This window comes from Promicromonospora alba, from assembly GCF_042654905.1.
GTDB classification, from domain to species: Bacteria; Actinomycetota; Actinomycetes; order Actinomycetales; family Cellulomonadaceae; genus Promicromonospora; species Promicromonospora alba.
On the sequence record NZ_JBHSFI010000008.1, the window covers coordinates 87,789 to 111,556 of the forward strand.

Below are 23,768 nucleotides of genomic sequence, written 5' to 3' on the forward strand. Positions count from 1 at the left end.
TCAAACCTCCGCTGAGCCGGCTCTCGCGTGGACCCGGACCGCGTCGTCGTAGTGCCCCATGAGCTCGGAGCAGATGTCGTGCCACGTGCGGCCCTCGGCGCGTTCGCGGGCCGACGTGCCGAAGGCGCGCCGCTTGCGTTCGTCGCCCACCAGGTCGACGACGCGGGCACGGAGCGCCTCGTGGTCACCTGGAGGGTACAGCCAGCCGTCGTGGGAGTGCCGCACGATGTCCAGCGGGCCGCCCGCGGCGGGTGCCACCACCGGGACCCCGCTGGCGTGGGCCTCCTGCAGCGTCTGGCCGAACGTCTCGAGCTCGCCCGGGTGCACGAACACGTCGAGGCCGGCCATCGCCCGCGACAGCTCGGCCCCGCGCAGCAGACCCGTGAAGTGGGCCTCGGGGAGAACCTGCTGCAGGTGCTCCCGCTCGGGCCCGTCTCCGACGATCACCAGCCGTACGCCAGGCAGGTTCTGCACCACACGCAGCGCCTCGACCTGCTTCTCCGCGGCGAGCCTGCCCACGTAGCCCACGAGGATCTCGCGGCCGGCACCGACCTTGCGGCGCCAGGCCTCGTCCCGGAACCGCGGGTGGAACACCTCCGTGTCGACCCCGCGGCCCCAGAGCCGCAGGTTGGGGATGCCGTGGTCCTCGAGCTGCCGCATGGTCGCCGTGGACGGCGCGAGCGTCATCGTCGCGCGGTCATGGATGTCCTTCACCCGCTTCCACAGCAGCGGCTCGAAACCGCCCAGCCCGTAGCGCGCCGCATAGCCGGGCACCTCGGTCTGGTAGACGGCGACGCTCGGCAGCCGCAGGCGCTCGGCGGCCAGGATGCCGCGCCACCCGAGGATGAAGGGCGACGCGAGGTGGACGACGTCGGGCGCGAACGTCGCCAGCGTGCGCTCGGTGCGCCACTTCTTGCCGACGACGAGCCGCACGTCCGGGTACCCGGGGAAGCCGATGGAGCCGAGCTCGACGACCGGGGCGCCGCTGACGAAGGGAGGGACATGACCGATCGAGGCGTCGGCATCGGGCGCGAGGACCATTGCCTGGTCCCCCCGCTCGTGCAGGTGCTCGAGAACCCGCAGGACGGAATTCGTGACCCCGTTGACCTGCGGGAGAAAACTCTCCGCAACGATGGCTACTCGCACGTTACGAACCTGCCGGTCGTCGATGTCCGGACGGAGTCTTTAGTGCGGCGAGCCGAGGAACGGGTGGCGTCGAGACGGTAACCGCTACACACGATGTCACGTTCTCGACCGTAACCGAGCCATCATGCAACTGGCACGACGAACCTCCTCGAAGGCCCCTCAGCTCGTTCTGGAGACCGCCCGACGCGACCAGGCGACCTGAACCAGCCGGATGATCGCCCCGGTCATCAGCGCCACGAGAAGCACGTTGCGCAGGGCTCCGATGGTCGTGGCCAGCGGGAACCCGCCCAGGAACTCGCCGTACTGGAGCGGGTAGATCTCCATGGTGAGCCGGGCGACCACGATGGTGCCGAGCGCGGGCAGGAACCAGGTGCGGCGGGTGCCCTGGCTGCGGGTCCCGAGCGCGATCGCCGCGGCGATGGGCGGCCCGATCCACGCGATGAACTGCGGCGAACCCACCTTGTTGAAGACGATGAGGGCCAGCAGCTCCGCGGTGGCGCCGATCAGCAGGACGTCGCCGACGCGGTCGGGCCGGCGTCGTGCCGCCCACCAGACGAGGGCAGCGATCAGCAGCGCGGCGACGGGGAGCGCGACATCGAGGGCCTGGGCGACGGCGTCGGCCTGGGCGCCCTGCACCTCGTACGTGTAGATGACGTTGTCGTACTCGACCCGGATCGAGGGGTCCCAGAGCCGTGCCACGGTGAACGGCGTCGCGCCGACCGCCTCGACCTGCAGCTGGCGGTCGCCCTGCTCCCCGAACACGTCGAGGACGTTGTCCTGTGCGCCGCCCGCGACGGCGACACCCACGACCACCGCGCACACCGCTGCGCCCGGCAGCACCACGTTCCGGAGAAACCCCTTGGCGCCCGACGCCGTCGCGGCCAGCGCGAGGGCCACCGCACCCGGGGCGATCTTGATCCAGGCGCCGATGGTGGCCAGTGCCATGGCAAGCGCCGGACGCTGGGCCGCGACGAGCAGCGCCACGAGGATGATCGGCGCGAGCAGGCCGTCGAGCCGGCCGATCCAGATGGGCCCGAGCGCCATGAGGAAGGCGAGCCAGAACCAGACGGCGACCCGTCCGCGCGGGCGGGCCCGGCCGAGCACCAGCACCGCACCGGCGTTCGCGACGGTGACGAGGCCCATCCACACCCAGTCGTAGTCGTGCGTGGAGTCGGTGAACAGCGCGGGTATCACCATGGGCGCGAGCGCGCCGAGCGGATAGACCCAGTCGTAGTCGAAGACCGGCCACGACCCGGTGTTCATGCCGTTGCGGACCCACCACTCGTACAGGCCCACGTCGCCGAGGATCTGCGGTTCGAAGACCCACGCCTGCAGGATGATCCAGGCGTGGGCCAGCACGAACCCGATCCACAGGGCCGGCCACGAGGTGAGCACATGGTTGGCGGACCGCAGGATGTCCTTGCCCACGGCCTTGGGGGCTGGCTGGGGCGTTGGCGAAATGTCTGACGCACTCGGCACGGCCACATCCTTGCACGTGCTGGATGGCGGACCTGCCCGGGTCTACCTGTCGAGGTAGGCCACGTCGCCGTTGGAGCTGCGGATCTCGACCGTGCGCTCGGCGTTCGGGTCGGTGGCTCCCTCGATGATCTGGTCGCCGTTCGACGTGTCGATCGTGAGGGCCACGGGCTCTCCGCCGCCGACGACCGTGACCTCGCCGTTGCTGGACACGGCGGAGATGTCGCCGTCGACCCCGGAGATCTCCACGGAACCGTTGCTGGTGTCCGCCGAGGCGTCGCCGGTCACCGAGTCGATGGTGATCTCGCCGTTGCTGCTGTCGGCGGTGACCGCGCCGTCGACGTCGGCGATCGAGATCTCGCCGTTCGACGTCCAGGCGTCCACGTCGGCCCGGGAGTCGCTGACGTCGATGTCGCCGTTGCTGGAGCGGGCGTCCAGCGGGCCGGTGAGTCCGGAGGTCTCGACGTCGCCGTTGCTCGTGTCCACGGACAGGTCGCCGGCGAGGCCGGTCGCCACGATGTCGCCGTTCTCCGTGCGGATCACGACCTCGGTGCCGGCCGGCAGTGCGACGTCGAGCTCGCCCGAACACCGCGGCAGGGCGATGAACCATCCGCACCGGTGCGTCAGCTCGAGGCGGCTCGCGGACTCGTCGAACGAGTACGTGGGCTCCCGCAGGCCGCTGTGCGCTATGACGTCGACCTCGATGTCGCCCTCGGCCGCGGTGACCGTCACGTCGCCGTCGGCCACGAGCTCGACGGTGTCCACGGCGTCGTAGGACTCGTGGGTGGTGCGGGTCTCCGACATCGTCAGGTCGGTCAGGAACAGTGCGCCGAGGACGATCGCCACGACGGCGAGAGCGATGCCGGCGGCTGCCAGGACACGGCCGGTGGCGCTGCGCTGCGGCGGCTCCGGTGCGTCGACGGGGACCGGGGTGTCCTGGGGATATGGCTGGTTCATGAGCGGGATCCGTTCTGGTCGAGCCAGCGCAGCACGGCGAGCACACGGCGGTGGTCGTCGGCGGCCGGCGGGAGGCCGAGCTTGTTCAGGATGTTGGTGACGTGCTTCTCCACCGCGGCGAGCCCCACGACGAGGCGGTCCGCGATGGCGGCGTTGGAACGCCCCTCGGCCATGAGCGCGAGCACCTCGCGCTCGCGCCGGGTCAGGACGTCGAGGTCGGAGCCGGGATGGCGCGCGATGATCTGGGTGACCACCTCGGGGTCGACGACGGTGCCACCCCCGGAGACCCGGGCCACCGCGTCGAGGAACTCGTCGACGTCGGCGACGCGGTCCTTGAGCACGTAGCCCAGGCCGCGGGCGCCGCGCGCGAACAGCTCGGTCGCGTAGCTCTGCTCCACGTACTGCGACAGCACGAGGACCGGCAGGTCGGGGTGCAGGCTCCGCAGGTGCACGGCGGCACGCAGCCCCTCGTCGGTGTGCGACGGCGGCATCCGGACGTCCGTGACGATCAGGTCCGGCAGCTCGACGTCGGGCATGGAGAGCGCGCGGACGAGATCGTCCGCCGTGCCGTGCCCCGTCACGGTGTGTCCCTCGGCGGCGAGCAGCCGCGTGAGGCCGTCCAGGAGGAGGACGGAGTCCTCAGCGATCACGATGCGCACGGGACCTCCACGGTCAGGCGGGTGCCCTCACCGGGCGGGCTGTCGAGCTCGAACGTGCCGTCGAGGGCCATGACCCGGCCGCGCAGGCCTTCGAGGCCGCTGCCGTGGGACAGCTCGGCGCCGCCGCGGCCGTCGTCGTGCACCGTGATGCGTAGGCGCACCGGGTCGTCGTCGGGCACGAGGACCGCTTCCACCCGGACGGAGTCCGCCCCGGCGTGCTTGGCGACGTTGGTCAGGGCCTCGGCGACCACGAAGTAGGCGGCGGCCTGGGCGGCGGCGCTCGCGGGCGACAGGTCGCCGGTGACCTCGACGCGTACGGGTACCGGGCTGCGTCCCGCGAGGGCGGAGAGCGCGGCGTCGAGACCGCGGTCGGAGAGGACCGCGGGATGGATACCGCGCACGAGGTCGCGCAGCTCGGCGAGCGTCTCCTTGATCTCGCGGTGCGCGAGCTCGAGGGCCGCGACCGCGTGCTCAGGATTCTTGTCGGCCAGCCGGCGGGCCACACCGAGCTCGACACCGAGGGCCACGAGGCGCTGCTGGGCGCCGTCGTGCAGGTCGCGTTCGATGCGACGGCGTTCGGTGTCGGCCGCCGAGACGACCGCAGTGCGCGACTCGGTGAGGACCGCCGCCCGTTCCCGGGCGGTGTGTGCGGAGGCCTCGGCGCGGCGCGTCTCCTGCTCGGCGACGGCGGCGCGGGCGTGGGCGATGTCCGCGGCGGACGGCCCGAGCAGGAACGTCGCGAGGCGCAGGACGAGGTACGACCCGTACTGCGCGACGGCGGCCGCGGCCCACACGAGCAGGACGGCGCCGGAGAGCGCGCCGACGACGGCGGCGGGCCACGGCAGCCCTGACCAGCTCGCGAGGGCGCTGTCCCTGCCGAGCGGCACGAACACGAGCGCGGCGACGGCCCCGCCGACCAGCGCGACGGCGGCCGCGAAGAACACGGAGCTGACCAGCATCGCGAGGAAGGCGTAGAGGGTGGCGGCCCACGCGCGGTTGTCTCGGACCGGCGCCCACAGCGTCGACCCGAATCTGCGCCTCGCGGGGACCTGGAGCGGCGGCGGGGCGGGGATCGTGAGCCCCGTCTGGGTGGCGAGGCGGGCGCGCTCGACCCCGCCGAACCACCGCGCGCCGATCAGGGCTGCGGCGAGGAGCGGCACCCCGATGCCGAGCGCCGGGACGAGGCCCGCGGACAGCGCGACGAGGACCCACAGGACCAGCCCGCCCGTCAGGTGCCAGATCCAGCCGACGGCGAGGGCGGCGAAGGCACGCCAGGTGGCGGCGTCGTACGGCGCCCGGAAGAACGCGGGGGCCGAGACGAGTGCGGGCGCGACGCGGTCCTCGAGGGTGCGGGGCTGGGGCGGCGTCGGGCCGTCATCGCTGGTCATGTGCATGACACTAGGCCGACGCGCGGCCCCGCGACATGCTGCCGCCCCACGGCACGGGGGTGGGGTTTCCCCTACCCCCGGCCCGTTGGTGGAGCGATCAGGCGAACGCGCTGGTGCCCGTGATGTCGCGACCGATGATCAGCGCCTGCACGCTCTCGGTGCCCTCGTAGGTGTGCAGGGCCTCGATGTCGGTGAAGTGCCGCGCCACGCGGTTCTCCAGCAGGATGCCGTTGCCCCCGAGCAGGTCGCGGGCGATCGCCGCGATCTCGCGGGCGCCCCGCGTGCAGGTGTACTTGGCGAGCGAGGCCTGCGGGCCCGTGAGCAGCCCGGCCTCGTCGAGCCGCGTCATCTGCTTCACGAGCAGCTGGATCTGCGTGAGGATCGACAGCATCCTGGTCAGGCGCTCCTGCACCATCTGGCTCGCGGCCAGCGGGCGGCCGAACTGCGTCCGCTGCTTCGAGTAGGCCACCGCCGACTCGTAGCACGCGACGGCCTGGCCGACGGCCTGCCAGGCGACGCCGAGGCGGGTCGCGAACAGGACGCGCCCGGTGTCCTTGAAGGTGCGGGCCTTCGGCAGGAGGTTCCCGGCCGGGACGAACACGTCGTTCAGCACGATGTGCGCCTGGTGGATGGCGCGCAGCGAGACCTTGCCCTCGATGGTCGTCGCCTCGTAGCCGGGGGCGTCCTGCGGCACGATGTAACCGTGCACCTGGCCGTCCTCGCCACGTGCCCACACGACCGAGATGTCACCGATCGAGCCCAGGCCGATCCACTTCTTCTCGCCGTTGATGACGTAGCCCTCGACGCCGTCCCGCGTCTCCGGCACTGCCGACGTCTCCAGACCCACCGAGTCCGAGCCGTGCGTGGGCTCGGTCAGCGCGAAGGCGCCGAGGATCTCGCCGCGGGCCATGGGGCCGGCGTACTTCTCGATCTGCTCGTCGGAGCCGAGCATCACTATCGAGCGCAGCGCGAGGCCGCCCTGCACACCGCAGATGGTGGAGACCGAGCCGTCGCCGCGCGACATCTCCATCGCGGCCAGGCCCTCGGCCATCTTGGAGATCTTCGGGTAGCCGGGCACGTCCACGCCGTCGCGCAGGAAGTCCAGCTCGGCCATGCGCTTGACCAGGTCCATCGGGACCTCGTACCGCTCCCAGTAGCCGTCGATGACCGGCAGGACCTCGTCCTGCACGAACTGGCGGACGGCGAGCTGGTGTGCCCGCTCCTCCTCCGTCACGTCGGCGAAGGCACCGGCGAAGTCGATGTCGAGCGGTTGTGAGACGTCGTAGTCGGGCGCCGTCACTCCTGGGGTCTGGGTCATGGTTCCATGGTGCTCCGGTACTGGATCTCAGGTCAAACGATACTAGGTCTCACGTTCGGGCTCGGCGCGGCGGCAGGCCGAGCCGTGGGTCCATGGCTGCGGCCGGGTCCGCACCCGTTCGCCGGACGCCGCGGCCAACCGCACCTCGAGCTGGAGGTACTGGTCCTGCGCGGCCTCGGCCACGGAGTAGGGCGACGGCGCCCCGTGCAGCACGTGGTCGGCCATGTCGGCGACGATGCGCGCGATCGACAGCTCGTCGTCGGGCAGGCGGGCCGGCCGGAACTCGTTGCGGTACAGCCAGCCGCCGTCGAGCGTGTAGCCGCGCAGGAACAGGCCCTCGTGGCTGCCGGCCCCGCCCGCGGCCACCCGCTCCAGCGTGGAACGCCGGGGGAGCCCGTCGGCGCCGACGCGGCGCACGACGTCGTCGCGCAGCTCGCCGCGCTCACCACGCACCGACAGCGCGGGGGAGCGGACCCAGGAGCGGTACTGGACGTCGTCGAACTCGTAGGTGCCGAGGCGGCCGCCGAAGTCCAGCCACGCGGTCGCGTGCACCGTGTCGACGAGGTCCAGGTCCTCGGGGTCGCCCGCGCGGCTGGGGCTCGGCAGCACGCGGCGCGCATCGCGCCGGGCCGTGATCACCGCGTCCTCGAAGGTGATGCCAAGGGCCCGGCGCAGCACGCTGAGGCCGTGGTAGTCGTGTGCCACGGCGACGTGCGCGTCCGTCACGGCGCCCAGCAGTCCCGAGCCGGCGACCGCGAGCTGCGCCCCGACCAGCGGTTCCAGGTGGTACTGCTCGGCGACGTGCACGCAGGCGCCGTCGTCCACGAGCCGCTGCAGGGCCGTCAGCTCCTCGACGGTGCCCGCAGCGGGTGTCTCCGTCAGGACGGGGACGCCCGCTTCGGCGAGGTCGCGGATCACCGGCTGGGCCGCGCCGGCGGGCAGGGTCAGGAGGACGACGTCGGGCCGGCCGCCGGCGAGCAGCTCGGACACCGAGGCGTAGGCGGGTGCCGGGAGCCCGGGCAGGCCCGCGGCGCGAAGGCCGCGGGCCGCCAGCTCCGCGCGGTCCGCCGCGTTGCGGGTGGCCACGCCGACCACCTCGAAGCGGTCGGGCAGCGCATGCAGCACCCGCAGCATGGTCCGGGCACGGAAGCCCGAGCCGACGATCCCGATCCTGGCCGTGCGGTCCCGTGAGGTCACGGAGCCCGACGCTACGCCCTCACGCGCCGGCGACCGCCGCCTCGTCCGGCTCCGCGGTCTCACGGCGGCTGATCCGCCACCACGCGAAGAACCCGAACAGCGTGAACAGGCCGTAGATCACGTACATCAGCGCGGTCGCCCAGTACCCGGCCGAGAACAACAGCGGGACGCCGACCAGGTCGACGGCCACCCAGATCAGCCAGAACTCGACCCAGCCCTTGGCCATGCCGTAGGTCGCGAGCACGGAGCCCATGAAGATCCAGGCGTCCGCCCAGACCGGCTCGTACGAGCCGAGGGCCCGGAAGAGCGGGGTGAGGAGCAGCGTGCCGGCGAACATGCCCGTCACCAGGCCCACGCGGGCCTGCCAGGAGGCCCAGCGCGGGTGCACGGCGACCGTGCCGACGCCGCCCATCCGCTGGGTCTGGCGCCAGCGGTACCAGCCGTAGATCGAGACGGCGATGAACATGATCTGGCGGCCGGCCTGGCCCAGCATGTCCGCTCGGGTCGCGTCGCCGAACCACGAGCCCATGAACACCGTGAAGAGCAGGATGTTGCCCACGATGCCGACGGGCCAGGCCCAGACCTTGCGGCGCAGGCCGCCGAGCGCCGACGCCAGCCCGAACAGGTTGCCGATGACCTCGCGCCAGTAGATCTGCTGGTCGGCAACCAGGAACGTCGCGTCATAGGCGGCGCGGAACCAGTCCATGTCTCTTCCCTCTCCGAAGGTCCGCACACGGGGACTCCGGGGTGAGGGTCGGCGCGCCACAAGGACACCGACGACGACGCGAGAGGGCACCCCGAAGGGTGACGGCGCGCGCCGCACGTGCTTCCTCCCATCCGGACTTTAACCGTCGGTCCTGGAGTTTCACCAGGTCAACCGAGCCCCTCCCGAAGGAGCGACCCGGGTCGCGGACTGTCACCGCCGGCTCGGAATTTCACCGACCCCGGAGCACGTGTGCATCTGCTGCACTTGAACTACTGCACTGCTGCTTGCGGAACACAGGATGCCACGGCGTCATTCCCGGCCGGAAGGGTCTCTGCCGCGGACGCCGGGTGAGCTCGCTACGCGAGCGCTTCCCGGACCGCGCGAGCCACCTCGTCGGGCCCAGCCCCGCCCGAGACGACGGTCACGACCACACGGCGGCCCGACGGCGCCCCGCCGCCCACCGGAGCGTTGCCGCCGGCGCCGAGGACGGCGGCCCGCCGCAGATCGGCGAACGCCTCCTCGAGCTCGGGCCGCAGCTCGAGCGACGGCGTGCGCAGCCAGCGCCGCAGTATCGCGTTGTGCACGGCGACGACGGACGCCGCGAACGCGATCGACGCCGTGGACGTCGACCGCTCCGGCGGCAGCGTGTCGCGCAGGTAGTGCGTGAACGCCCGCTCGTAGCGGTGCGTGGTGATGAGCTCACGGTCGCGCAGGGCCGGGACCTGCTGCAGCAGGGCGTACCGGGCGAGCGACGTCTCGCGCTGGCCCACATGGTGGTCGAACACCATGCGTGCCGCGCGGCACACCTCGAGGTACGGGTCGATCTCCGGGTCCCAGGCACGGCCGAGGTCGTGCCCGGACTCCTCGCTGGTGCGGGCGTCGGGGCGGGTGGCGGCGAGCATCACCACCACCTCCTCGAGCAGGAGCTCGTGGTCGGCGAAGACCACGTCCTCCTTCGAGCGGTACCGGCGGAAGAACGTGGCCCGGCTGACCTTTGCGGCGTCGGCGATCTCCTCGACGGTGGTCCCCTCGTACCCCTGCCGGGTGAACAGGTCCACCGCGACGTCTACTGCCTGCGCATGCGTGTGGGTACGGACGGCGGTCATGCCAGGCAGGCTACCGCGTACCCCTCGGGCTGCGGGAAAAATCCTTGAGCGATACGTGGCGGTCAAGGCCCTAGTTTTCCGGGCTCGAGATCTTGCCGGACCGCAGTCTGTGCAGGTAGCGCACCTCGCGCACGGCCATCAGGAGGCCGAGGCCACCGGGTACCGCCGACCACGGATGACCCAGTACAACTCCGACAAGGCACACCAGAAAGATCACCCCACCGCCGACGACGGTGGCGAGACTCGCCCAACGGATCCCGGTCACGCAGTGAGCGTAGTCTGCGGGCGTGACCGAGAACGCTGCCAAGCCCGTCGTCGACGTCTACGTCGACCCCATGTGCCCCTTCGCCTGGATCACGTCGCGCTGGGCCCTCGAGGTCTCGCAGCTCCGCGACGTCGACCTGACCTTCAAGCTGATGAGCCTCTACCTGCTGAACAAGGACCGGGACATCGACGACGGGTACCGGGCGCGCATCGAGCGGTCACGCGGCATCGGCCGCATCGCCGCGGCGGTCCAGGCCGACCACGGCCCTGAGGCGTTCTCCGCGTTCTACACCGCGGCGGGCACCCGGATCCACAACCAGCAGAACAAGGACTTCGACGCGGTGGCGGTCAAGGCGCTCGCCGAGGCCGGCCTGCCCGCCGACCTCGCGGCGGCGGCGACGTCCTCCGACTACGACGCGGCGCTCGCGGCCTCCCACGAGTCCGGCATGAAGCCCGTCGGCGACGACGTCGGCACGCCCACCATCCACGTCGACGGCGTCGCGTTCTTCGGCCCGGTGCTCACGCGCATCCCGCGCGGCGAGGAGGCGACAGCCCTGTTCGACGCCTCCGTGACGCTCGCGCGGTACCCGTACTTCTACGAGATCAAGCGCTCCCGCGCGACGGACCCCGCCTTCGACTGAGCGCGTTGGTCGCCCGCAGCCGACGTCGGTAGAGCGTGGCAAGGTTGAGGTCATGACTCTTGACCTGCGTATCTTCACCGAGCCCCAGCAGGGCGCGACGTACGACGACCAGCTCGCTGTCGCCCAGGCGACCGAGCGCCTGGGGTTCAGCGCGTTCTTCCGGTCCGACCACTACCTCGCCATGGGCGACGGCGACGGCCTGCCCGGCCCCACCGACTCCTGGATCACGCTCGCGGGCCTCGCCCGCGACACGTCCACCGTGCGGCTCGGCACGCTGGTGTCCTCGGCGACGTTCCGCCACCCCGGCGTCCTCGCCATCCAGGTCGCACAGGTGGACCAGATGTCCGGCGGCCGCGTGGAGCTCGGCCTCGGCACCGGCTGGTTCGGCGCCGAGCACCGCGCGTACGGCATCCCGTTCCCCGACAAGCGGTTCGGCATCCTCGAGGAGCAGCTCGCCGTCATCACGGGCCTGTGGGGCACCCCGGTGGGGGAGAAGTTCTCGTTCTCCGGTGAGCACTACGAGATCGTCGACTCACCGGCCCTGCCGAAGCCCCAGCAGTCCAGGATCCCCGTGCTCATCGGTGGTGGCGGCCCGCGCCGGACCCCCGCCCTCGCGGCGAGGTACGGCGACGAGTACAACCAGTCCTTCCCGGAGATCGATGCGATCGGCCCGCGCATCGAGGTCATCAACAAGGCGCTGGCCGACGCCGGGCGCGCGCCCGGGTCGCTGGTCCAGTCCGTTGCGCTGGTCGCCGTCGTCGGCCAGGACGAGGCCGAGTTCACCAGGCGTGCGGCGGCGATCGGCCGCGAGCCCGCTGAGCTGCGCGAGCACGGCATCGCCGGGACCGTCACCGAGGTCGTGGACCGCCTCAAGGCCCTGGAGGCCGCAGGGGTCCAGCGGGTCTACCTCCAGATCCTGGACCTGGCCGATCTGGACCACCTCGACCTGATCGCGCGTGAGGTGCGCCCGCAGCTCGGCTGACGAGCCACGCCCGGCCTGCGGTGCGAAATTACGGCTACCGCAGGCCGGGCGGAGAGATTCTTCTTATGGTCGTGTCGGCCGTGCTTGCCGCGACACACATCGGAGAACTCAATGCAGAGCTTTTCTCGTGCCGTCCGAGCCGCTCTCGCGGCGACCACGCTCGTCGCAGGAACCCTCGTCGCACTGCCCGCCGCCGTCGCCGACGACAGCTATCAGCGCGGACCCGACCCGACGGTGGAGAGCATCGAGGCGCCGCTGGGCACCTTCGAGATCGGGACAGCGGTCGTCACGCGTGCCGCCGCCGAGGGCTTCGGCGGCGGCACGGTGTACTACCCCGTCGACACCTCCGAGGGCACCTTCGGTGCGGTGGCGGTGTCGCCGGGTTACCGGTCCTCGCAGGCCGCCGTCGCCTGGCTGGGTCCGCGGCTCGCGTCGCAGGGTTTCGTGGTGATCACCATCGACACGCTCCGCCTGTCCGACTCGCCCGACCGGCGCGGCGACCAGCTGCTGGCCGCGCTGGGCTACCTGCAGCGCACCGAGCTCGCCGACCGGATCGACCCCGGCCGGCTCGCCGTGATGGGCCACTCGATGGGCGGGGGCGGCAGTCTGGAGGCCGCCAAGGACCACCCGGAGATGCAGGCGGCGATCCCGCTCGCGCCGTGGAACACCGACAAGTCCTTCCCCGAGGTCACCACACCGACCCTGATCATCGGCGCGGAGGACGACAGCATCGCGCCGGTCCGGTCACACTCCGAGCGCTTCTACGAGTCGCTGCCCGCCGACGGCGACAAGGCATACCTGGAGCTGCGTGACGCCTCACACTCGGTGCCCACTGCTGAGAGCACGACCATCGCGAGGTACAGCCTGTCCTGGCTCAAGCGCTACGTGGACGACGACGAGCGGTACACGCGGTTCCTCTGCCCGCCGCCTGTCCCGGACACGCTGATCGGTGAGTACCGCAGTACCTGCCGCTAAGATCCGCGCGACACTCCCGTTGCGAGATCAAGGACAAGAACATGCGACTCCGCTGGAAGCTGCACGGCGACGGCGCCCGCATCAACCCTGGTGAGGTGGTCGCCCCGGACGAGCGGCTGAGCTGGCCGCGCACCATCGGGATCGGTCTGCAGCACATCGTCGCGATGTTCGGTGCGACGTTCCTGGTGCCGACCATCACGACGTTCGACCCGGCGACCACGCTGTTCTTCTCGGCGATCGGCACCATCGCCTTTCTGCTGATCACGGGCAACAAGCTGCCGAGCTACCTCGGGTCCAGCTTCGCGTTCATCGCGCCGATCCTGGCGGCCACGGCGTCGAGCGGGCAGTCGGCAGCGATCGGCGGCATCCTCGCCACCGGCCTGCTGCTGACGCTCGTCGGCGTAGTGGTGCATTTCGTGGGACCGCGCTGGATCCAGGTCGCCATGCCGCCGGTGGTGACGGGTGTCATCGTCGCCCTGATCGGCCTCAACCTGGCGCCGGTAGCCTGGGACAACTTCCAGACCTCCCCGGTGACGGCGGTGATCACCCTCGCCTCGATCATCCTGATCCAGGTCCTGTTCCGGGGTCTCGTCGGCCGGCTCGCGATCCTGCTCGGGGTTGTCATCGGGTACGTCGTCGCCGTGGCGCGCGGCGAGGTCAGTTTCTTGAAGGTCGAGCAGGCGGACTGGATAGGCCTGCCGCACTTCGTTGCACCCTCGTTCGATCCGAACGTGCTCGGCCTGTTCCTCCCGGTGGTGCTCGTCCTCATCGCCGAGAACGTGGGTCACGTGAAGTCGGTGGCCGCGATGACCGGCCGCAACTACGACTCGCTGACTGGGCGGGCGCTCCTCGCCGACGGCGTCGCCACCACCCTCGCGGGCCTCGGCGGCGGCTCGGGCACCACGACGTACGCCGAGAACATCGGCGTCATGGCGGCCTCCCGCGTGTACTCGACGGCGGCGTACTGGGTCGCCGCTTTCGGTGCGCTGGTGCTCAGCCTCTCGCCCAAGTTCGGCGCACTGATCGCTAGCGTCCCCGAGGGCGTGCTCGGCGGGGTCACGACCATGCTCTACGGCATGATCGGCATCCTGGGCGCGCGCATCTGGGTGCAGGCCAAGGTCGACTTCTCCGACCCGGTCAACCTGGCGACGGCCGCCGTTCCACTCGTCATCGGTATCGCGGGCTTCACCTGGACCGCAGGGAACCTGGAGTTCGGCGCCATCGCTCTCGGCACCGCCGCCGCCCTGGTGATCTACCACGTCATGGGCGCCATCGGCCGCTGGCGGGGCACCGCTCAGGGCTGATCACGCGGGTCTCAGGCGCACGGATCACACCCGGTGATCTGTGCGCCTGACTCATGTCTGGACACTGGACTGAACGCGTGGTTAGCATGTTGAACATGCGTTCAGCCAGGGCTGGAGAAGCCGGCAGCGGAGAGTCGACGAGCGATCTCACCGCGCGCGCCCGGATCCGTGACGCCGCGATCAACCGGTTCGCGGTGGAGGGCTTCGGCGCCTCGGTGCGTGCCATCGCGTCCGACGCCGGCGTGAGCGCCGGCCTCGTGATGCACCACTTCGGCTCGAAGGACAAGCTGCGCGCCGAGTGCGACGCGCACCTGCTGGCCACGATCGGCAGGCTCAAGCGCGAGAACGTCGCCGAGGCCGCCGCCGGCCAGAGTCTCTTCCACAAGTTCGCGGCTGCCGAGGAGAACGCGCCCATCGTCGGGTACGTCCTGCGGTCCATGCAGGACGGCAGCACGCTTGCCCAGGACTTCATCGGCCACATGGTCGACGACGCGGTGGGCTACACCAGGGACGGCGTAGCGGCGGGCGTGATCGTGCCCAGCCGGGACGAGGTGGCGCGGGCCCGCTACCTCACCCTCTCGTCGCTGGGTGCGCTGCTGCTCGAGGTGACGCTCAGCCCGCCGTCGGACCCGAGCGACCTCGTGGGCATCGTCCGCGGTTACCTCACGAACAGCTACCTGCCGATGCTGGAGCTGTTCACAGAAGGCTTCCTCACCTCGCGCCGCATGCTCGACGAGTACCTGATGTACGTGCCCGACCCGCCCTCGCAGGACGAGGCGGCGCCCATACGCGGCTGACCGGAACTGCGGTCCCGCGAGCGCTGCCCTGCCACGTCCACCTACCGACGTCAGAGAGCGAACGAGCCATGACCAGCAGCACACCGACCGCGACACCCGCGATCGAGATCCACGACCTCCGTAAGTCGTTCGGCAGCGTCCAGGCCCTCGACGGCCTGAACCTGACCGTCCAGCCCGGCGAGATCCGGGGGTTCCTCGGCCCGAACGGGGCGGGGAAGTCCACCACCATCCGCGTCCTGCTGGGCCTCCTGCGGACCGACTCCGGCTCCGCCCGCCTGTTCGGCGGGGACGTGTGGCGCGACGCCGTCGAGCTGCACAAGCGCATCACGTACGTGCCCGGCGACGTGAGCCTGTGGCCCAACCTGACCGGCGGCGAGTGCATCGACTACCTCGCCCGGCTCAGCGGCCGCCACGACAAGAAGCGGCTCGCGGCACGCAAGGCCGAGCTGCTGGAACGCTTCGAGCTCGACCCGCGCAAGAAGTCACGCACCTACTCCAAGGGAAACCGGCAGAAGGTCGCCCTGGTCGCGGCGTTCCTGACCGACGCGGAGCTGTACGTGCTCGACGAGCCGACGTCCGGCCTGGACCCCCTCATGGAGGCCGTGTTCACCGAGTACGTCCGCGAGGCCAAGGGCGCCGGCCGGTCCGTGCTGCTCAGCAGCCACATCCTGTCCGAGGTCGAGAAGGTGTGCGACACCGTCACGATCATCCGCAACGGGACCGACGTCGAGTCCGGCACGCTGGACGAGCTGCGACACCTCACGCGCACGAGCGTGACCGCAGTAGTGGCCGGCGACCCGTCGTCCGTCATGCGGCTGCCCGGCGTCCATGACCTGGTCACGACGCCCGCCGACGGCGGCACGCGGGTCACGTTCGACGTCGACAACGCGCAGATCGGCGCCGTCCTGTCCGCCGTCGCCGCGCTCGACGTGCGCAGCCTCACCGCGACCCCGCCGTCGCTGGAGGAGCTGTTCATGCGCCACTACGGCGACGTGCTGGTGGATGCACGATGACCGCCCTCGCTACCGCGCCGGCCGCGCCCTCCGCCGTGCGCGGGCCTGTCTTCGGCTCCACGCTCGCGGGCACCGGCAGCCTGCTGCGCTTCATGCTGCGCCGGGACCGGCTGCGGCTGCTCGTCTGGCCGCTCGGTGTCGCGCTGCTCTACGCGGGTGCGCTCGGCGAGTACGTGATCCTCGGCGACGACCCGGAGGCGATGTCGGTCCGGGCGACCCTCATGCGGACCCCCGCCATGATCTCGATGGCCGGCCCCGGCTACGGCGTGGACGACTACACGCCAGGTGCGGCGGTGGCGAACGAGCTGATCCTGTGGCTGGTGCTCACGCTCGCCGTGATGAGCATCCTCCAGGTCGTGCGCCACACGCGCGCCGAGGAGGAGAGCAGCCGGTCCGAGCTGGTGCGCGCCGGTGCGGTGGGCAGGCACGCGTCGTCCGTGGCGGCACTGCTGCAGGTGGTGATCGCCAACGTGCTCGTCGCCGTCGTCTCGGGCCTGGTGCTGGTGGCCTTCGACTTCGACGCGGCCGAGTCGTTCACCATGACGTTCTCGATAGCTCTGGGTGCGCTCGTGTTCGGCGCCGTCGCGCTGGTGGCCGCGCAGGCCATGGAGCACGGGCGGGGGGCAACGGGAATCTCGCTCGCCGTGCTCGGCGGGGCGTACTCGCTCCGGGCCGTCGGCGACATCCAGGAGGAGCACGGGAGCTGGCTGTCCTGGCTGTCCCCGATCGGGTGGGTACAGCAGACCCGGGTGTTCGTGGACCTGCGCTGGTGGCCGCTCGGCCTGTGCGCCGCCGCGATCGTCCTCCTCATCGCGCTGGCCGCCGTGCTGGGCTCGCGACGCGACTTCGGCGCGGGTCTGGTCGCCGTCCGAGCGGGCCGGTCCGACGCCGCCCCCGCACTGACCGGGCCCTTCGCCCTTGCCTGGGTCCAGCAGCGGACGGCCCTGCTGTGGACCAGCCTGGGGCTCGGCCTCATGTGGTTCGCCTCGGGCGGGGTGGTCGAGGCGGTGCCCGACCTCGTCGAGTCCGTGGCCGACAACCCCGTGTACTCCGCGATCCTGGGCGAGGGCGACGACCTGATCCGGGCGTTCCTCGGGGTGTTCGGCCTCTATGCCGGCTCCGGCGCCGCGGCGTTCGGGGTGGCCATGGCGCTCCGGGCCAAGGGCGAGGAGGAGAGCGGCCGTGCCGGGCTCGTCCTCACCAAGCCGGTGAGCCGTGCGCGGTGGTTGGCCTCCGGCCTGGTCCTCGCACTGGCCGGTGCGGCCGTCGTGCAGGTGACCGGTGTGCTCGCCCTGTGGGCGGGCGCCGCGTCGTCGGGCCTCGACGAGCCCGGCTTCGGCGCCTACCTGGAGCTCGCCCTCGCCTACCTGCCTGGTCTCGCGGTCGTCGTCGCGTTCGCGGCCGCGCTCTACGCCTGGGTGCCGAAGGCCACAGGCCTCGCCTGGGTGCTGTTCGGGTACGTGTTCGTGGTGGGGATGTTCGCGGACCTGTTCGGCCTGCCGGACTGGGCGCGGGGGATCTCGCCCTTCTGGTGGGTGGGCAACCCGATGGTCGACGGCGTCGACGCGGCTCACCTGTGGGGCCTGTGCGGCGTCGCCGCCTTGCTGTTCCTGCTGGCCTTCGCCGGTTTCCGGCGGCGCGACCTGCAGAACGGCTGACGTGTCCGGGCGGGGTGTGCGGCTGTCCTCCGTACACTCCGTCCGGTAGGGTTCGAGGCGCCGTTCGGCGTCAGCAGGCAGGTTCTCACCGCCGCTCCCGGACCGTGCCCCGCCGAGTCCAGTGAGGATGGACCGATGATCTTCAAGGCCGTAGGTGACGGCCGCCCGTACCCCGAGCACGGGCGCTCGCGCACACGCGACTGGGTAGACGTGCCGCCACGCCAGGTGCGGCTCGACGAGCTCGTGACCACGAAGCGCACGCTCGACCTCGATACGCTGCTCGCTGAGGACTCCACGTTCTACGGTGACCTGTTCGCGCACGTCGTCGAGTACGAGGGCACCATGTATCTCGAGGACGGCCTGCACCGCGCGGTGCGCGCCGCCCTGCAACAACGTCCAGTGCTGCACGCTCGCGTGCTCACCATCCGCTGACCTCAGGTAGGTTCCAAGAGTGACATCCCCCGGGCTGGACCAGGCGCGCGTGGAGCGCCGTCGCCGAGAGCACGAGCGCCAGGCAGTGGTCTTCGGCGTGCTGATCGCATTCCTGGCGGTCTGCGGCATCTTCGCGCTCGCGGTCTACTCGGGCGCCATCAGCTCGCCGTTCAACCGTCCGTTCAACACGGTGGGCGTGGCGGAGCAGGAGACCTACCCGGTGCCATGCCTGCCTGCGGTGAAGGGCCAGCCGGACGGCGCCCTGCCGATGGCGTACTCGGACGTCCGGATCCGAGTCCTGAACGCCTCGGGCGAGGGCCCCGGCGGCGTCGGCCAGACCGGCCTCGGGGGCGCGTACGAGACCGCGCTCAGGGAGCGGGGTTTCAAGGTCGACGAGGCGACCAACGCCGACAAGAACCTCGCGTACTCCGAGCTGCGGTTCGGCAAGGGCGGGATCGTCGCCGCGTACACCGTTGCGGCGCACCTTCCGGACGTCCGGCTCGTCCTCGACGATCGGCGGAACAGGGACCGTACGGTCGATCTCCTGATCGGGGCCAAGTGGGAAGGCCCTCTGGACAACGCTGACGTCGGCATCTCGGCGGATACGCCGCTGACCAATGCCGAGGGATGTGTGCCGGCGGCGGAGATCGACCCGCAGCCCAGGATCGATGTGCGGGAGTCCACCGACGAGGAGTCGGCGACGCCTGCTCGCTGACGAGCGCTGGTCTCGACAGGCCCGACCACCGGTGGTCCCGGTGGTCGAGCCCCGTCCTGCTGGTCGAGCGTGTCGAGACCTCAGAGCTTCAGCAGCGCCTGGACCGGGGTGTGGTCGCTCGGGTAGCGGCCGCCGCGGGTCCACGTGTTGATCGCCGCCGCACGAACCTCGACGCCGGGTGACGCGAGGATCCAGTCGATGCGTGTGCCGTCGGGGTTCGGCGTCCCGTAGTTGGGGAACGTGCCCGCGTACGGCGTGAGCTGCCGGTCGGCGGTGAGCCACGTGTCCTGGAGGCCGCCCTCGGCGACCAGGACGTCGTACGCCGCCGAACCCTCGGCCGCCGCGTTGCAGTCGGCGGTGAAGATGACCGGGAGGTCGGTCTCCGCGATCTGGTCGCGGACCGCCTGGGCGCTGCGCACGCGCGCGTTCTCCGCCTGGTGGTCGAAGTGCGAGTTGATGTGCAGGAAGTCGCGGCCGGTCACGCTGTCGTGGAGCTCGGCCCAGGTGACGATCCGGGTGACGGTGTTGCCCCAGGTGGCGGATCCGATGACCTTCGGGGTGTCGGACAGCCAGAACTGGTCCCACCACTTCACGGTCAGGCGCCGGGCGTCGTAGAAGATCGCCGAGTACTCGCCGGCCGCACCGCCGTCGCGCCCGAAGCCCACCATCTCGTATCCGCGTCCGAGCCCGGCCTCGACGGCGGAGAGCTGGTTGAACTCCACCTCCTGGACCCCCAGGATGGTCGGCTGCTCAAGCGCCAGGAAGGCCGAGGTGAGCGGCGCGCGCTCCGGCCAGTAGTCGGGTTCGCCGGGCTGGGTCTGGCCCTCGCGGTCGTAGCGGACGTTGAAGCTCATGGCGTGCAGCAGCTCGCCCCGTGCGCGGCCGATCACCGGCCGGCCGGCCCCTGCGGTCCGGGCGGAGGCCGGGCCGGCCAGTGCGGTCGAGGCGCCGAGGGCACCTGCTGCCGCAGCGCCTGCGGCCGTCAGTATCGTGCGGCGTGAGACTCCGGCTGTGCCAGGAGTGGTGGACATGGGCTCTCCTCCAGGTCAGGGAACTGGTGCCCGCCCACCCGACCAGACAGAGGTGAGCACGTCCACAACGCTGCGTGACGGGCCGGCGAACTGCGCGGCTCAGGGAGTCACCGAGCCCGACGACTGCCGCGGACACGGCGGCAGCCTGGGTCCAGTCCGGGGCTGCGTGGAAGGATCGGTGGCATGACCATCACCGAGTTCCTGATTGCACGACTGGATGAGGACGAGTCGATCGCACGAGCGGCCGACAGTGCCTCTGCGCCTCCCGGCGAGACCGATGGCGAGCCCGCGCCGGCCGCCCCGTTCCTCCCGGAGCAGCAGCGGCACATCGACCGCTGGAGCCCGACTCAGGTCCTCGTCGACATTGCGGCCAAGCGGACCATCGTCGAGACGTACGAGGAGCTTGGCCGGGTCCTGGCCAAGGCCGTGGACAGCGGACGCGCGGACGAGGCCGCAGTGACCAGGAACCTGTTCGCCGGACTCCAGGTCGCAGTCCTGGCCCACGCCATGGTGTTCGCCGATCACCCGGACTACCGCGCGGAATGGCGGTCGTGACGTAGTCGATCGTCTGGGGAGCGGACCCCGCCGGACATGACGAAGGGCTCGGAACTGTTGGAATTCCAACGGTTCCGAGCCCTTGCGCACTGCGGAGGATGGGGGATTCGAACCCCCGAGGGCGTTAACCCAACACGCTTTCCAAGCGTGCGCCATAGGCCACTAGGCGAATCCTCCTCGCGCTCGCCGAGGCGGCGCGCGGCCACAGGACCGGAGTCTGGCGCGGCCTGTCGAGGATACCGGACGCCATGCTCGGACAACGAATCGGAGCGCGCGGCGCGGCTGTGAGGTCGCGTACAGCGGGTTCTGCCTGGTTGGGCCGGGGTGTCCGGATCGGTTAGGCTGGGGGTAGACCCCTCGTGCGGCACCACCTCGCCGAACTCCCCCAGGGCCGGAAGGCAGCAAGGGTAAGTGAGCTCTGGTGGGTGTGCGAGGGGTCCTTCAATGCCCGGGATTCAGCGGCTCATCCACCATGTGGATGGCATTCGTTCCGCATCGTGGGATTTACCCTGAGGCAATTCGCTTCGACGTCGTGCAGTGCCGCACGATGTCCGTATGACCCGCACCTGTACCGCAGCACCGACGTCGCGAACCTGTCGCGACGCCATGTGTCGCGGCCACGTGCGCGGCGAGCGAATGTGCGAGCGCTGAGAGCGCCGCTCTGTCCCGCCGCCCGCTGAGGGCCGTTCGAACTCCTCCGAGCTCGCCACGTTGCTGATGGCCGTGGCCCGCCGTCTCACCTCGGCCTGCGTCAGACGCAGACCCCACGCATCCTGAGCACAGGCATACCCGCGCCAGTGCGCCCTTGAGAGGACCACCCATGTCTCGCTTCACCTCTGTCCTGGCCACCGGCCTCGCTGCCGCCACCGCCCTCGCCCTGAGCGCCTGCGGCGCCGGGGAGGACGCCACGGCCGCCGCAGGCACCGCCGAGGACCCGGTACGCATCGGCGTCGTCAACTCCGGCGACGACTACTGGAACACCTTCACCGACCTGGCCGAGGAGGAGGGCATCACCGTCGAGCTCGTGAACTTCAGCGACTACCAGCTGCCCAACCAGGGCCTGACCGACGGCGACCTCGACCTCAACCAGTTCCAGCACCTGCAGTTCCTCGCGGGCTACAACACGGCCTCGGGGCAGGACCTCACGCCGATCGGCGCGACCGCCGTCTACCCGCTGGGCCTGTACTCCCAGAAGCACGACAGCGTCGAGGCGATCCCCGACGGCGGCGAGATCGCCATCCCCAACGACGACACCAACCAGGCCCGGGCGCTGCTCGTGCTCCAGGAGGCCGGGCTCGTCGCCCTGCGCGACGGCGGCAGCGCGTTCTCCACGCCGGCCGACATCCTCGAGGACGAGTCGCGCGTGACCGTCACTCCGGTCGACGCCGCCCAGACCGCGCTCGCGCTGCAGGACGTCGACGCCTCGATCATCAACAACGACTTCGTCGGCGACGCCGACCTGACCGCCGAGGACGCCATCTACTCGGACGACCCGGACGCGTCCGCCGCCGAGCCGTACATCAACGTGTGGGTGGCACGGGCGGCCGACGCCGACAACGAGGTGTTCCAGCAGCTCATCGAGATCTACCACTCCCCGGAGGTCGAGGAGGGCGTGCTCGAGGCCTCGGGCGGCACCGGTGTCATCAAGGACAACCCGGCCTCCGAGCTGCAGGAGATCCTGGCCGGCATCGAGGCGGACGCGTCCTGATGTCTGCCGTGACCGACGCTGCGACCAGCAGCATCGTGCGGTTCGAGGGTGCCTCCAAGGTGTTCCCGGGCCGCGGGCGAGGTGCGGAGGTGCGCGCCGTCTCCGATGTCACCCTCGACATCCGCGAGGGCGAGATCTTCGGCGTCATCGGTCAGTCGGGTGCCGGCAAGTCCACCCTGGTCCGGCTGATCAACGCGCTGGAGCGCACCACCGGGGGCGAGGTCGTGGTCGACGGCGTCGCGCTCGGCGCCCTCAACGAGGCCCGGCTGCGCCCGGTGCGCGCCGGGATCGGGATGGTGTTCCAGCAGTTCAACCTGCTCGCCTCCCGCACGGTCGCCGGGAACGTCGCCTACCCGCTCGAGGTGGCCGGCTGGCCGCGCGCACGGCGGGAGGCGCGCGTGGCCGAGCTGCTCGCCTTCGTCGGGCTGTCGGAGAAGGCGGGCGTGCACCCGTCCGCGCTGTCGGGCGGGCAGAAGCAGCGCGTCGGCATCGCCCGGGCGCTCGCCACCAACCCGCGCATCCTGCTGGCGGACGAGGCGACGTCGGCCCTCGACCCCGAGACGACGCGCGACGTGCTGGACCTGCTCCAGCGCGTCAACCGTGAGCTCGGTGTCACCGTGGTGGTGATCACGCACGAGATGGACGTCGTGCGCTCGATCTGTCACCGCGTCGCCGTGATGGACCGGGGGCGCGTCGTGGAGGTGGGCGAGGCGTACCAGGTGTTCAGCGCGCCCGCGCACGACGTGACCCGGCGGTTCGTCGCCACCGCGCTCCGCGACCGGCCGTCGCCGGAGGTGCTGGCGCGCCTGCGTGCCCGGCACGCCGGGCACATCGTGACGGTGGGCGTGGACGAGGTCGCGGGGTCGTCGGCGGTGCTCACGCGCACGCTGCGCGAGCACGGCGTCGACGGGACCGTCGTCTTCGGCGGCATCACGGAGGTCGCGGAGCGGCCGTACGGCTCGCTGACCGTCGAGCTCGTCGGCGAGACGTCCGCGGTGGAGGCCGCCGTGGCCGCACTGCGCGACGTCACCTGGGTGGACGACCACGGGAGGGCGGCCGCATGAGCTGGGACCAGCTGACGCCGCTGCTCTGGGAGGCAGCCGGCCAGACCGCGTACATGGTGCTGATCACGCTGCTCGTGGGCGGCTTCCTCGGGCTCGCCCTCGGTCTCGGGCTGTACCTGACCCGGCCAGGGAACCTGCTCGGCAACCGGGTCGTGTTCGCGGTGCTGAACCTCGCCGTCAACGTGGTGCGGCCCATACCGTTCATCATCTTCCTGGTGGCGCTCGGGCCGCTGACCCGCGCCGTCATCGGCTCGACGATCGGCATCGAGGCGTTCACCTTCGCGATGTGCTTCATGGCGACGTTCGTCTTCGCGCGGCTCGTCGAGCAGAACCTCGTCTCGATCGACCCCGGAGTGGTCGAGGCCGCCCGGGCCATGGGCGCCTCACCGTTCCGGATCGTCCGGACGGTGCTGGTACCCGAGGCGCTCGCGCCCCTGATCCTCGGCTACACGTTCCTGTTCGTGGGTGTGCTCGACATGTCCGCGATCGGCGGCTACCTGGGTGCCGGAGGTCTTGGTGACTTCGCGATCGTCCACGGCTACCGCCAGTACGACTGGGCGGTGACTGCCGTCGTCGTGCTGATCATCGTGGTGATCGTCCAGGCCGTGCAGTGGCTGGGGAACGGGCTGGCGCGGCGGGCGCTCAGACGATGAGGTGATGGCTGCTGGTCCGCGGG

The 23,768-nt window shown here is 71.1% G+C and carries 24 protein-coding genes, 1 tRNA gene, 1 other RNA gene and 1 riboswitch; of the genes, 14 read left to right on the forward strand and 12 right to left on the reverse strand.

The features are described 5' to 3' along the window. The 10 genes from ACFO6V_RS22940 to ACFO6V_RS22985 form a co-directional block, all read right to left on the reverse strand. Entirely contained in the window at nucleotides 1-1,146 is a 1,146-nt protein-coding gene (locus ACFO6V_RS22940) for a glycosyltransferase family 4 protein (protein WP_377139910.1), read from the reverse strand. Nucleotides 1,147-1,305: 159 nt separating this feature from the next. After that, on the reverse strand, nucleotides 1,306-2,574 hold the full coding sequence (locus ACFO6V_RS22945) for a hypothetical protein (RefSeq protein ID WP_377139913.1): 1,269 nt from the start codon (nucleotides 2,572-2,574) through the stop codon (nucleotides 1,306-1,308). 93 nt (nucleotides 2,575-2,667) lie between these two features. After that, nucleotides 2,668-3,579, reverse strand: coding sequence for a DUF4097 family beta strand repeat-containing protein (locus ACFO6V_RS22950; protein WP_377139916.1), 912 nt, complete (start codon nucleotides 3,577-3,579; stop codon nucleotides 2,668-2,670). Continuing rightward, the gene (locus ACFO6V_RS22955) at nucleotides 3,576-4,238 is read right to left on the reverse strand and encodes a response regulator (protein ID WP_377139918.1); all 663 of its coding nucleotides are present in this window, start codon (nucleotides 4,236-4,238) and stop codon (nucleotides 3,576-3,578) included. Before ACFO6V_RS22955 ends, ACFO6V_RS22950 begins: the two co-directional genes overlap by 4 nt. Continuing rightward, nucleotides 4,226-5,626: a sensor histidine kinase gene (locus ACFO6V_RS22960; protein WP_377139921.1), complete on the reverse strand. Its 1,401-nt coding sequence runs from the start codon at nucleotides 5,624-5,626 to the stop codon at nucleotides 4,226-4,228. The genes ACFO6V_RS22955 and ACFO6V_RS22960 overlap by 13 nt, the downstream gene beginning before the upstream one ends. Nucleotides 5,627-5,723: 97 nt before the next feature. After that, nucleotides 5,724-6,944 (reverse strand): acyl-CoA dehydrogenase family protein, encoded by a 1,221-nt coding sequence (locus ACFO6V_RS22965; RefSeq protein WP_377139924.1) that lies wholly within the window; start codon nucleotides 6,942-6,944, stop codon nucleotides 5,724-5,726. A 42-nt stretch (nucleotides 6,945-6,986) separates the two neighbouring features. Then, a complete protein-coding gene (locus tag ACFO6V_RS22970) occupies nucleotides 6,987-8,141 on the reverse strand; it encodes a Gfo/Idh/MocA family protein (RefSeq protein WP_377139927.1) in 1,155 nt (384 codons plus the stop codon). Nucleotides 8,142-8,160: 19 nt separating this feature from the next. After that, nucleotides 8,161-8,847 (reverse strand): nicotinamide riboside transporter PnuC, encoded by a 687-nt coding sequence (pnuC, locus tag ACFO6V_RS22975; RefSeq protein ID WP_377139930.1) that lies wholly within the window; start codon nucleotides 8,845-8,847, stop codon nucleotides 8,161-8,163. A 113-nt stretch (nucleotides 8,848-8,960) separates the two neighbouring features. Then, a riboswitch (FMN riboswitch) is annotated at nucleotides 8,961-9,098 on the reverse strand. Nucleotides 9,099-9,203: 105 nt separating this feature from the next. Further along, nucleotides 9,204-9,953: a TetR/AcrR family transcriptional regulator gene (locus tag ACFO6V_RS22980; RefSeq protein ID WP_377139934.1), complete on the reverse strand. Its 750-nt coding sequence runs from the start codon at nucleotides 9,951-9,953 to the stop codon at nucleotides 9,204-9,206. A 70-nt stretch (nucleotides 9,954-10,023) separates the two neighbouring features. After that, nucleotides 10,024-10,218 (reverse strand): hypothetical protein, encoded by a 195-nt coding sequence (locus ACFO6V_RS22985; RefSeq protein ID WP_377139937.1) that lies wholly within the window; start codon nucleotides 10,216-10,218, stop codon nucleotides 10,024-10,026. Nucleotides 10,219-10,240: 22 nt separating this feature from the next. On the opposite strand from ACFO6V_RS22985, the gene ACFO6V_RS22990 reads away from it, so the two are divergent. The 9 genes from ACFO6V_RS22990 (at nucleotide 10,241) to ACFO6V_RS23030 (ending at nucleotide 18,734) form a co-directional block, all read left to right on the forward strand. Next, nucleotides 10,241-10,858, forward strand: a complete 618-nt coding sequence (locus tag ACFO6V_RS22990) for a DsbA family protein (RefSeq protein WP_377139940.1) — start codon at nucleotides 10,241-10,243, stop codon at nucleotides 10,856-10,858. 52 nt (nucleotides 10,859-10,910) lie between these two features. Further along, nucleotides 10,911-11,840: an LLM class F420-dependent oxidoreductase gene (locus tag ACFO6V_RS22995; protein ID WP_377139943.1), complete on the forward strand. Its 930-nt coding sequence runs from the start codon at nucleotides 10,911-10,913 to the stop codon at nucleotides 11,838-11,840. Nucleotides 11,841-11,951: 111 nt separating this feature from the next. Then, entirely contained in the window at nucleotides 11,952-12,815 is an 864-nt protein-coding gene (locus tag ACFO6V_RS23000; protein WP_377139946.1) for a poly(ethylene terephthalate) hydrolase family protein, read from the forward strand. A 41-nt stretch (nucleotides 12,816-12,856) separates the two neighbouring features. Then, nucleotides 12,857-14,119 (forward strand): uracil-xanthine permease family protein, encoded by a 1,263-nt coding sequence (locus tag ACFO6V_RS23005; RefSeq protein WP_377139949.1) that lies wholly within the window; start codon nucleotides 12,857-12,859, stop codon nucleotides 14,117-14,119. A gap of 95 nt (nucleotides 14,120-14,214) precedes the next feature. Further along, entirely contained in the window at nucleotides 14,215-14,916 is a 702-nt protein-coding gene (locus ACFO6V_RS23010; protein ID WP_377139952.1) for a TetR/AcrR family transcriptional regulator, read from the forward strand. Between the two features lie 68 nt (nucleotides 14,917-14,984). Further along, on the forward strand, nucleotides 14,985-15,929 hold the full coding sequence (locus ACFO6V_RS23015) for an ABC transporter ATP-binding protein (RefSeq protein ID WP_377139955.1): 945 nt from the start codon (nucleotides 14,985-14,987) through the stop codon (nucleotides 15,927-15,929). Further along, nucleotides 15,926-17,587, forward strand: a complete 1,662-nt coding sequence (locus ACFO6V_RS23020) for an ABC transporter permease (protein ID WP_377139958.1) — start codon at nucleotides 15,926-15,928, stop codon at nucleotides 17,585-17,587. Before ACFO6V_RS23015 ends, ACFO6V_RS23020 begins: the two co-directional genes overlap by 4 nt. A 135-nt stretch (nucleotides 17,588-17,722) precedes the next feature. Further along, nucleotides 17,723-18,019, forward strand: coding sequence for a type II toxin-antitoxin system VapB family antitoxin (locus ACFO6V_RS23025; RefSeq protein ID WP_377139961.1), 297 nt, complete (start codon nucleotides 17,723-17,725; stop codon nucleotides 18,017-18,019). A 19-nt stretch (nucleotides 18,020-18,038) separates the two neighbouring features. Then, entirely contained in the window at nucleotides 18,039-18,734 is a 696-nt protein-coding gene (locus ACFO6V_RS23030) for a LytR C-terminal domain-containing protein (RefSeq protein WP_377139963.1), read from the forward strand. Nucleotides 18,735-18,814: 80 nt separating this feature from the next. On the opposite strand, the gene ACFO6V_RS23035 is transcribed toward ACFO6V_RS23030, so the two are convergent. Continuing rightward, nucleotides 18,815-19,765, reverse strand: coding sequence for an endonuclease/exonuclease/phosphatase family protein (locus tag ACFO6V_RS23035; protein ID WP_377139966.1), 951 nt, complete (start codon nucleotides 19,763-19,765; stop codon nucleotides 18,815-18,817). 183 nt (nucleotides 19,766-19,948) lie between these two features. Between ACFO6V_RS23035 and ACFO6V_RS23040 the strand changes: the two genes are divergently transcribed. Then, entirely contained in the window at nucleotides 19,949-20,320 is a 372-nt protein-coding gene (locus ACFO6V_RS23040) for a DUF6221 family protein (RefSeq protein WP_377139969.1), read from the forward strand. A 92-nt stretch (nucleotides 20,321-20,412) separates the two neighbouring features. Here the strand turns inward: ACFO6V_RS23040 and ACFO6V_RS23045 are convergent. After that, a tRNA-Ser gene (locus ACFO6V_RS23045) sits at nucleotides 20,413-20,497 on the reverse strand. 171 nt (nucleotides 20,498-20,668) lie between these two features. Here ACFO6V_RS23045 and ffs point away from each other — a divergent pair. The 4 genes from ffs to ACFO6V_RS23065 all read left to right on the forward strand — a co-directional run bounded on the left by ffs (nucleotide 20,669) and on the right by ACFO6V_RS23065 (nucleotide 23,745). Continuing rightward, nucleotides 20,669-20,765, forward strand: an RNA gene (gene ffs, locus ACFO6V_RS23050) — signal recognition particle sRNA small type. 375 nt (nucleotides 20,766-21,140) lie between these two features. Next, entirely contained in the window at nucleotides 21,141-22,028 is an 888-nt protein-coding gene (locus tag ACFO6V_RS23055) for a MetQ/NlpA family ABC transporter substrate-binding protein (protein ID WP_377139972.1), read from the forward strand. Beyond that, complete coding sequence (locus ACFO6V_RS23060; RefSeq protein ID WP_377139975.1) at nucleotides 22,028-23,092, forward strand: methionine ABC transporter ATP-binding protein; 1,065 nt, start codon at nucleotides 22,028-22,030, stop codon at nucleotides 23,090-23,092. Before ACFO6V_RS23055 ends, ACFO6V_RS23060 begins: the two co-directional genes overlap by 1 nt. Then, nucleotides 23,089-23,745: a methionine ABC transporter permease gene (locus ACFO6V_RS23065; protein WP_377139978.1), complete on the forward strand. Its 657-nt coding sequence runs from the start codon at nucleotides 23,089-23,091 to the stop codon at nucleotides 23,743-23,745. Before ACFO6V_RS23060 ends, ACFO6V_RS23065 begins: the two co-directional genes overlap by 4 nt. Nucleotides 23,746-23,768: the final 23 nt, after the last annotated feature.

Bases quoted from the DNA above. Each gene is read 5' to 3' on its own strand.
- ACFO6V_RS22950 (WP_377139916.1), bottom strand. From the start codon at position 3,579: ATGAACCAGCCATATCCCCAGGACACCCCGGTCCCCGTCGACGCACCG.
- ACFO6V_RS22960 (WP_377139921.1), bottom strand. From the start codon at position 5,626: ATGACCAGCGATGACGGCCCGACGCCGCCCCAGCCCCGCACCCTCGAG.
- ACFO6V_RS22965 (WP_377139924.1), bottom strand. From the start codon at position 6,944: ATGACCCAGACCCCAGGAGTGACGGCGCCCGACTACGACGTCTCACAA.
- pnuC (WP_377139930.1), bottom strand. From the start codon at position 8,847: ATGGACTGGTTCCGCGCCGCCTATGACGCGACGTTCCTGGTTGCCGAC.
- ACFO6V_RS22980 (WP_377139934.1), bottom strand. From the start codon at position 9,953: ATGACCGCCGTCCGTACCCACACGCATGCGCAGGCAGTAGACGTCGCG.
- ACFO6V_RS22995 (WP_377139943.1), top strand. From the start codon at position 10,911: ATGACTCTTGACCTGCGTATCTTCACCGAGCCCCAGCAGGGCGCGACG.
- ACFO6V_RS23000 (WP_377139946.1), top strand. From the start codon at position 11,952: ATGCAGAGCTTTTCTCGTGCCGTCCGAGCCGCTCTCGCGGCGACCACG.
- ACFO6V_RS23005 (WP_377139949.1), top strand. From the start codon at position 12,857: ATGCGACTCCGCTGGAAGCTGCACGGCGACGGCGCCCGCATCAACCCT.
- ACFO6V_RS23010 (WP_377139952.1), top strand. From the start codon at position 14,215: ATGCGTTCAGCCAGGGCTGGAGAAGCCGGCAGCGGAGAGTCGACGAGC.
- ACFO6V_RS23015 (WP_377139955.1), top strand. From the start codon at position 14,985: ATGACCAGCAGCACACCGACCGCGACACCCGCGATCGAGATCCACGAC.
- ACFO6V_RS23020 (WP_377139958.1), top strand. From the start codon at position 15,926: ATGACCGCCCTCGCTACCGCGCCGGCCGCGCCCTCCGCCGTGCGCGGG.
- ACFO6V_RS23025 (WP_377139961.1), top strand. From the start codon at position 17,723: ATGATCTTCAAGGCCGTAGGTGACGGCCGCCCGTACCCCGAGCACGGG.
- ACFO6V_RS23035 (WP_377139966.1), bottom strand. From the start codon at position 19,765: ATGTCCACCACTCCTGGCACAGCCGGAGTCTCACGCCGCACGATACTG.
- ACFO6V_RS23040 (WP_377139969.1), top strand. From the start codon at position 19,949: ATGACCATCACCGAGTTCCTGATTGCACGACTGGATGAGGACGAGTCG.
- ACFO6V_RS23055 (WP_377139972.1), top strand. From the start codon at position 21,141: ATGTCTCGCTTCACCTCTGTCCTGGCCACCGGCCTCGCTGCCGCCACC.
- ACFO6V_RS23060 (WP_377139975.1), top strand. From the start codon at position 22,028: ATGTCTGCCGTGACCGACGCTGCGACCAGCAGCATCGTGCGGTTCGAG.
- ACFO6V_RS23065 (WP_377139978.1), top strand. From the start codon at position 23,089: ATGAGCTGGGACCAGCTGACGCCGCTGCTCTGGGAGGCAGCCGGCCAG.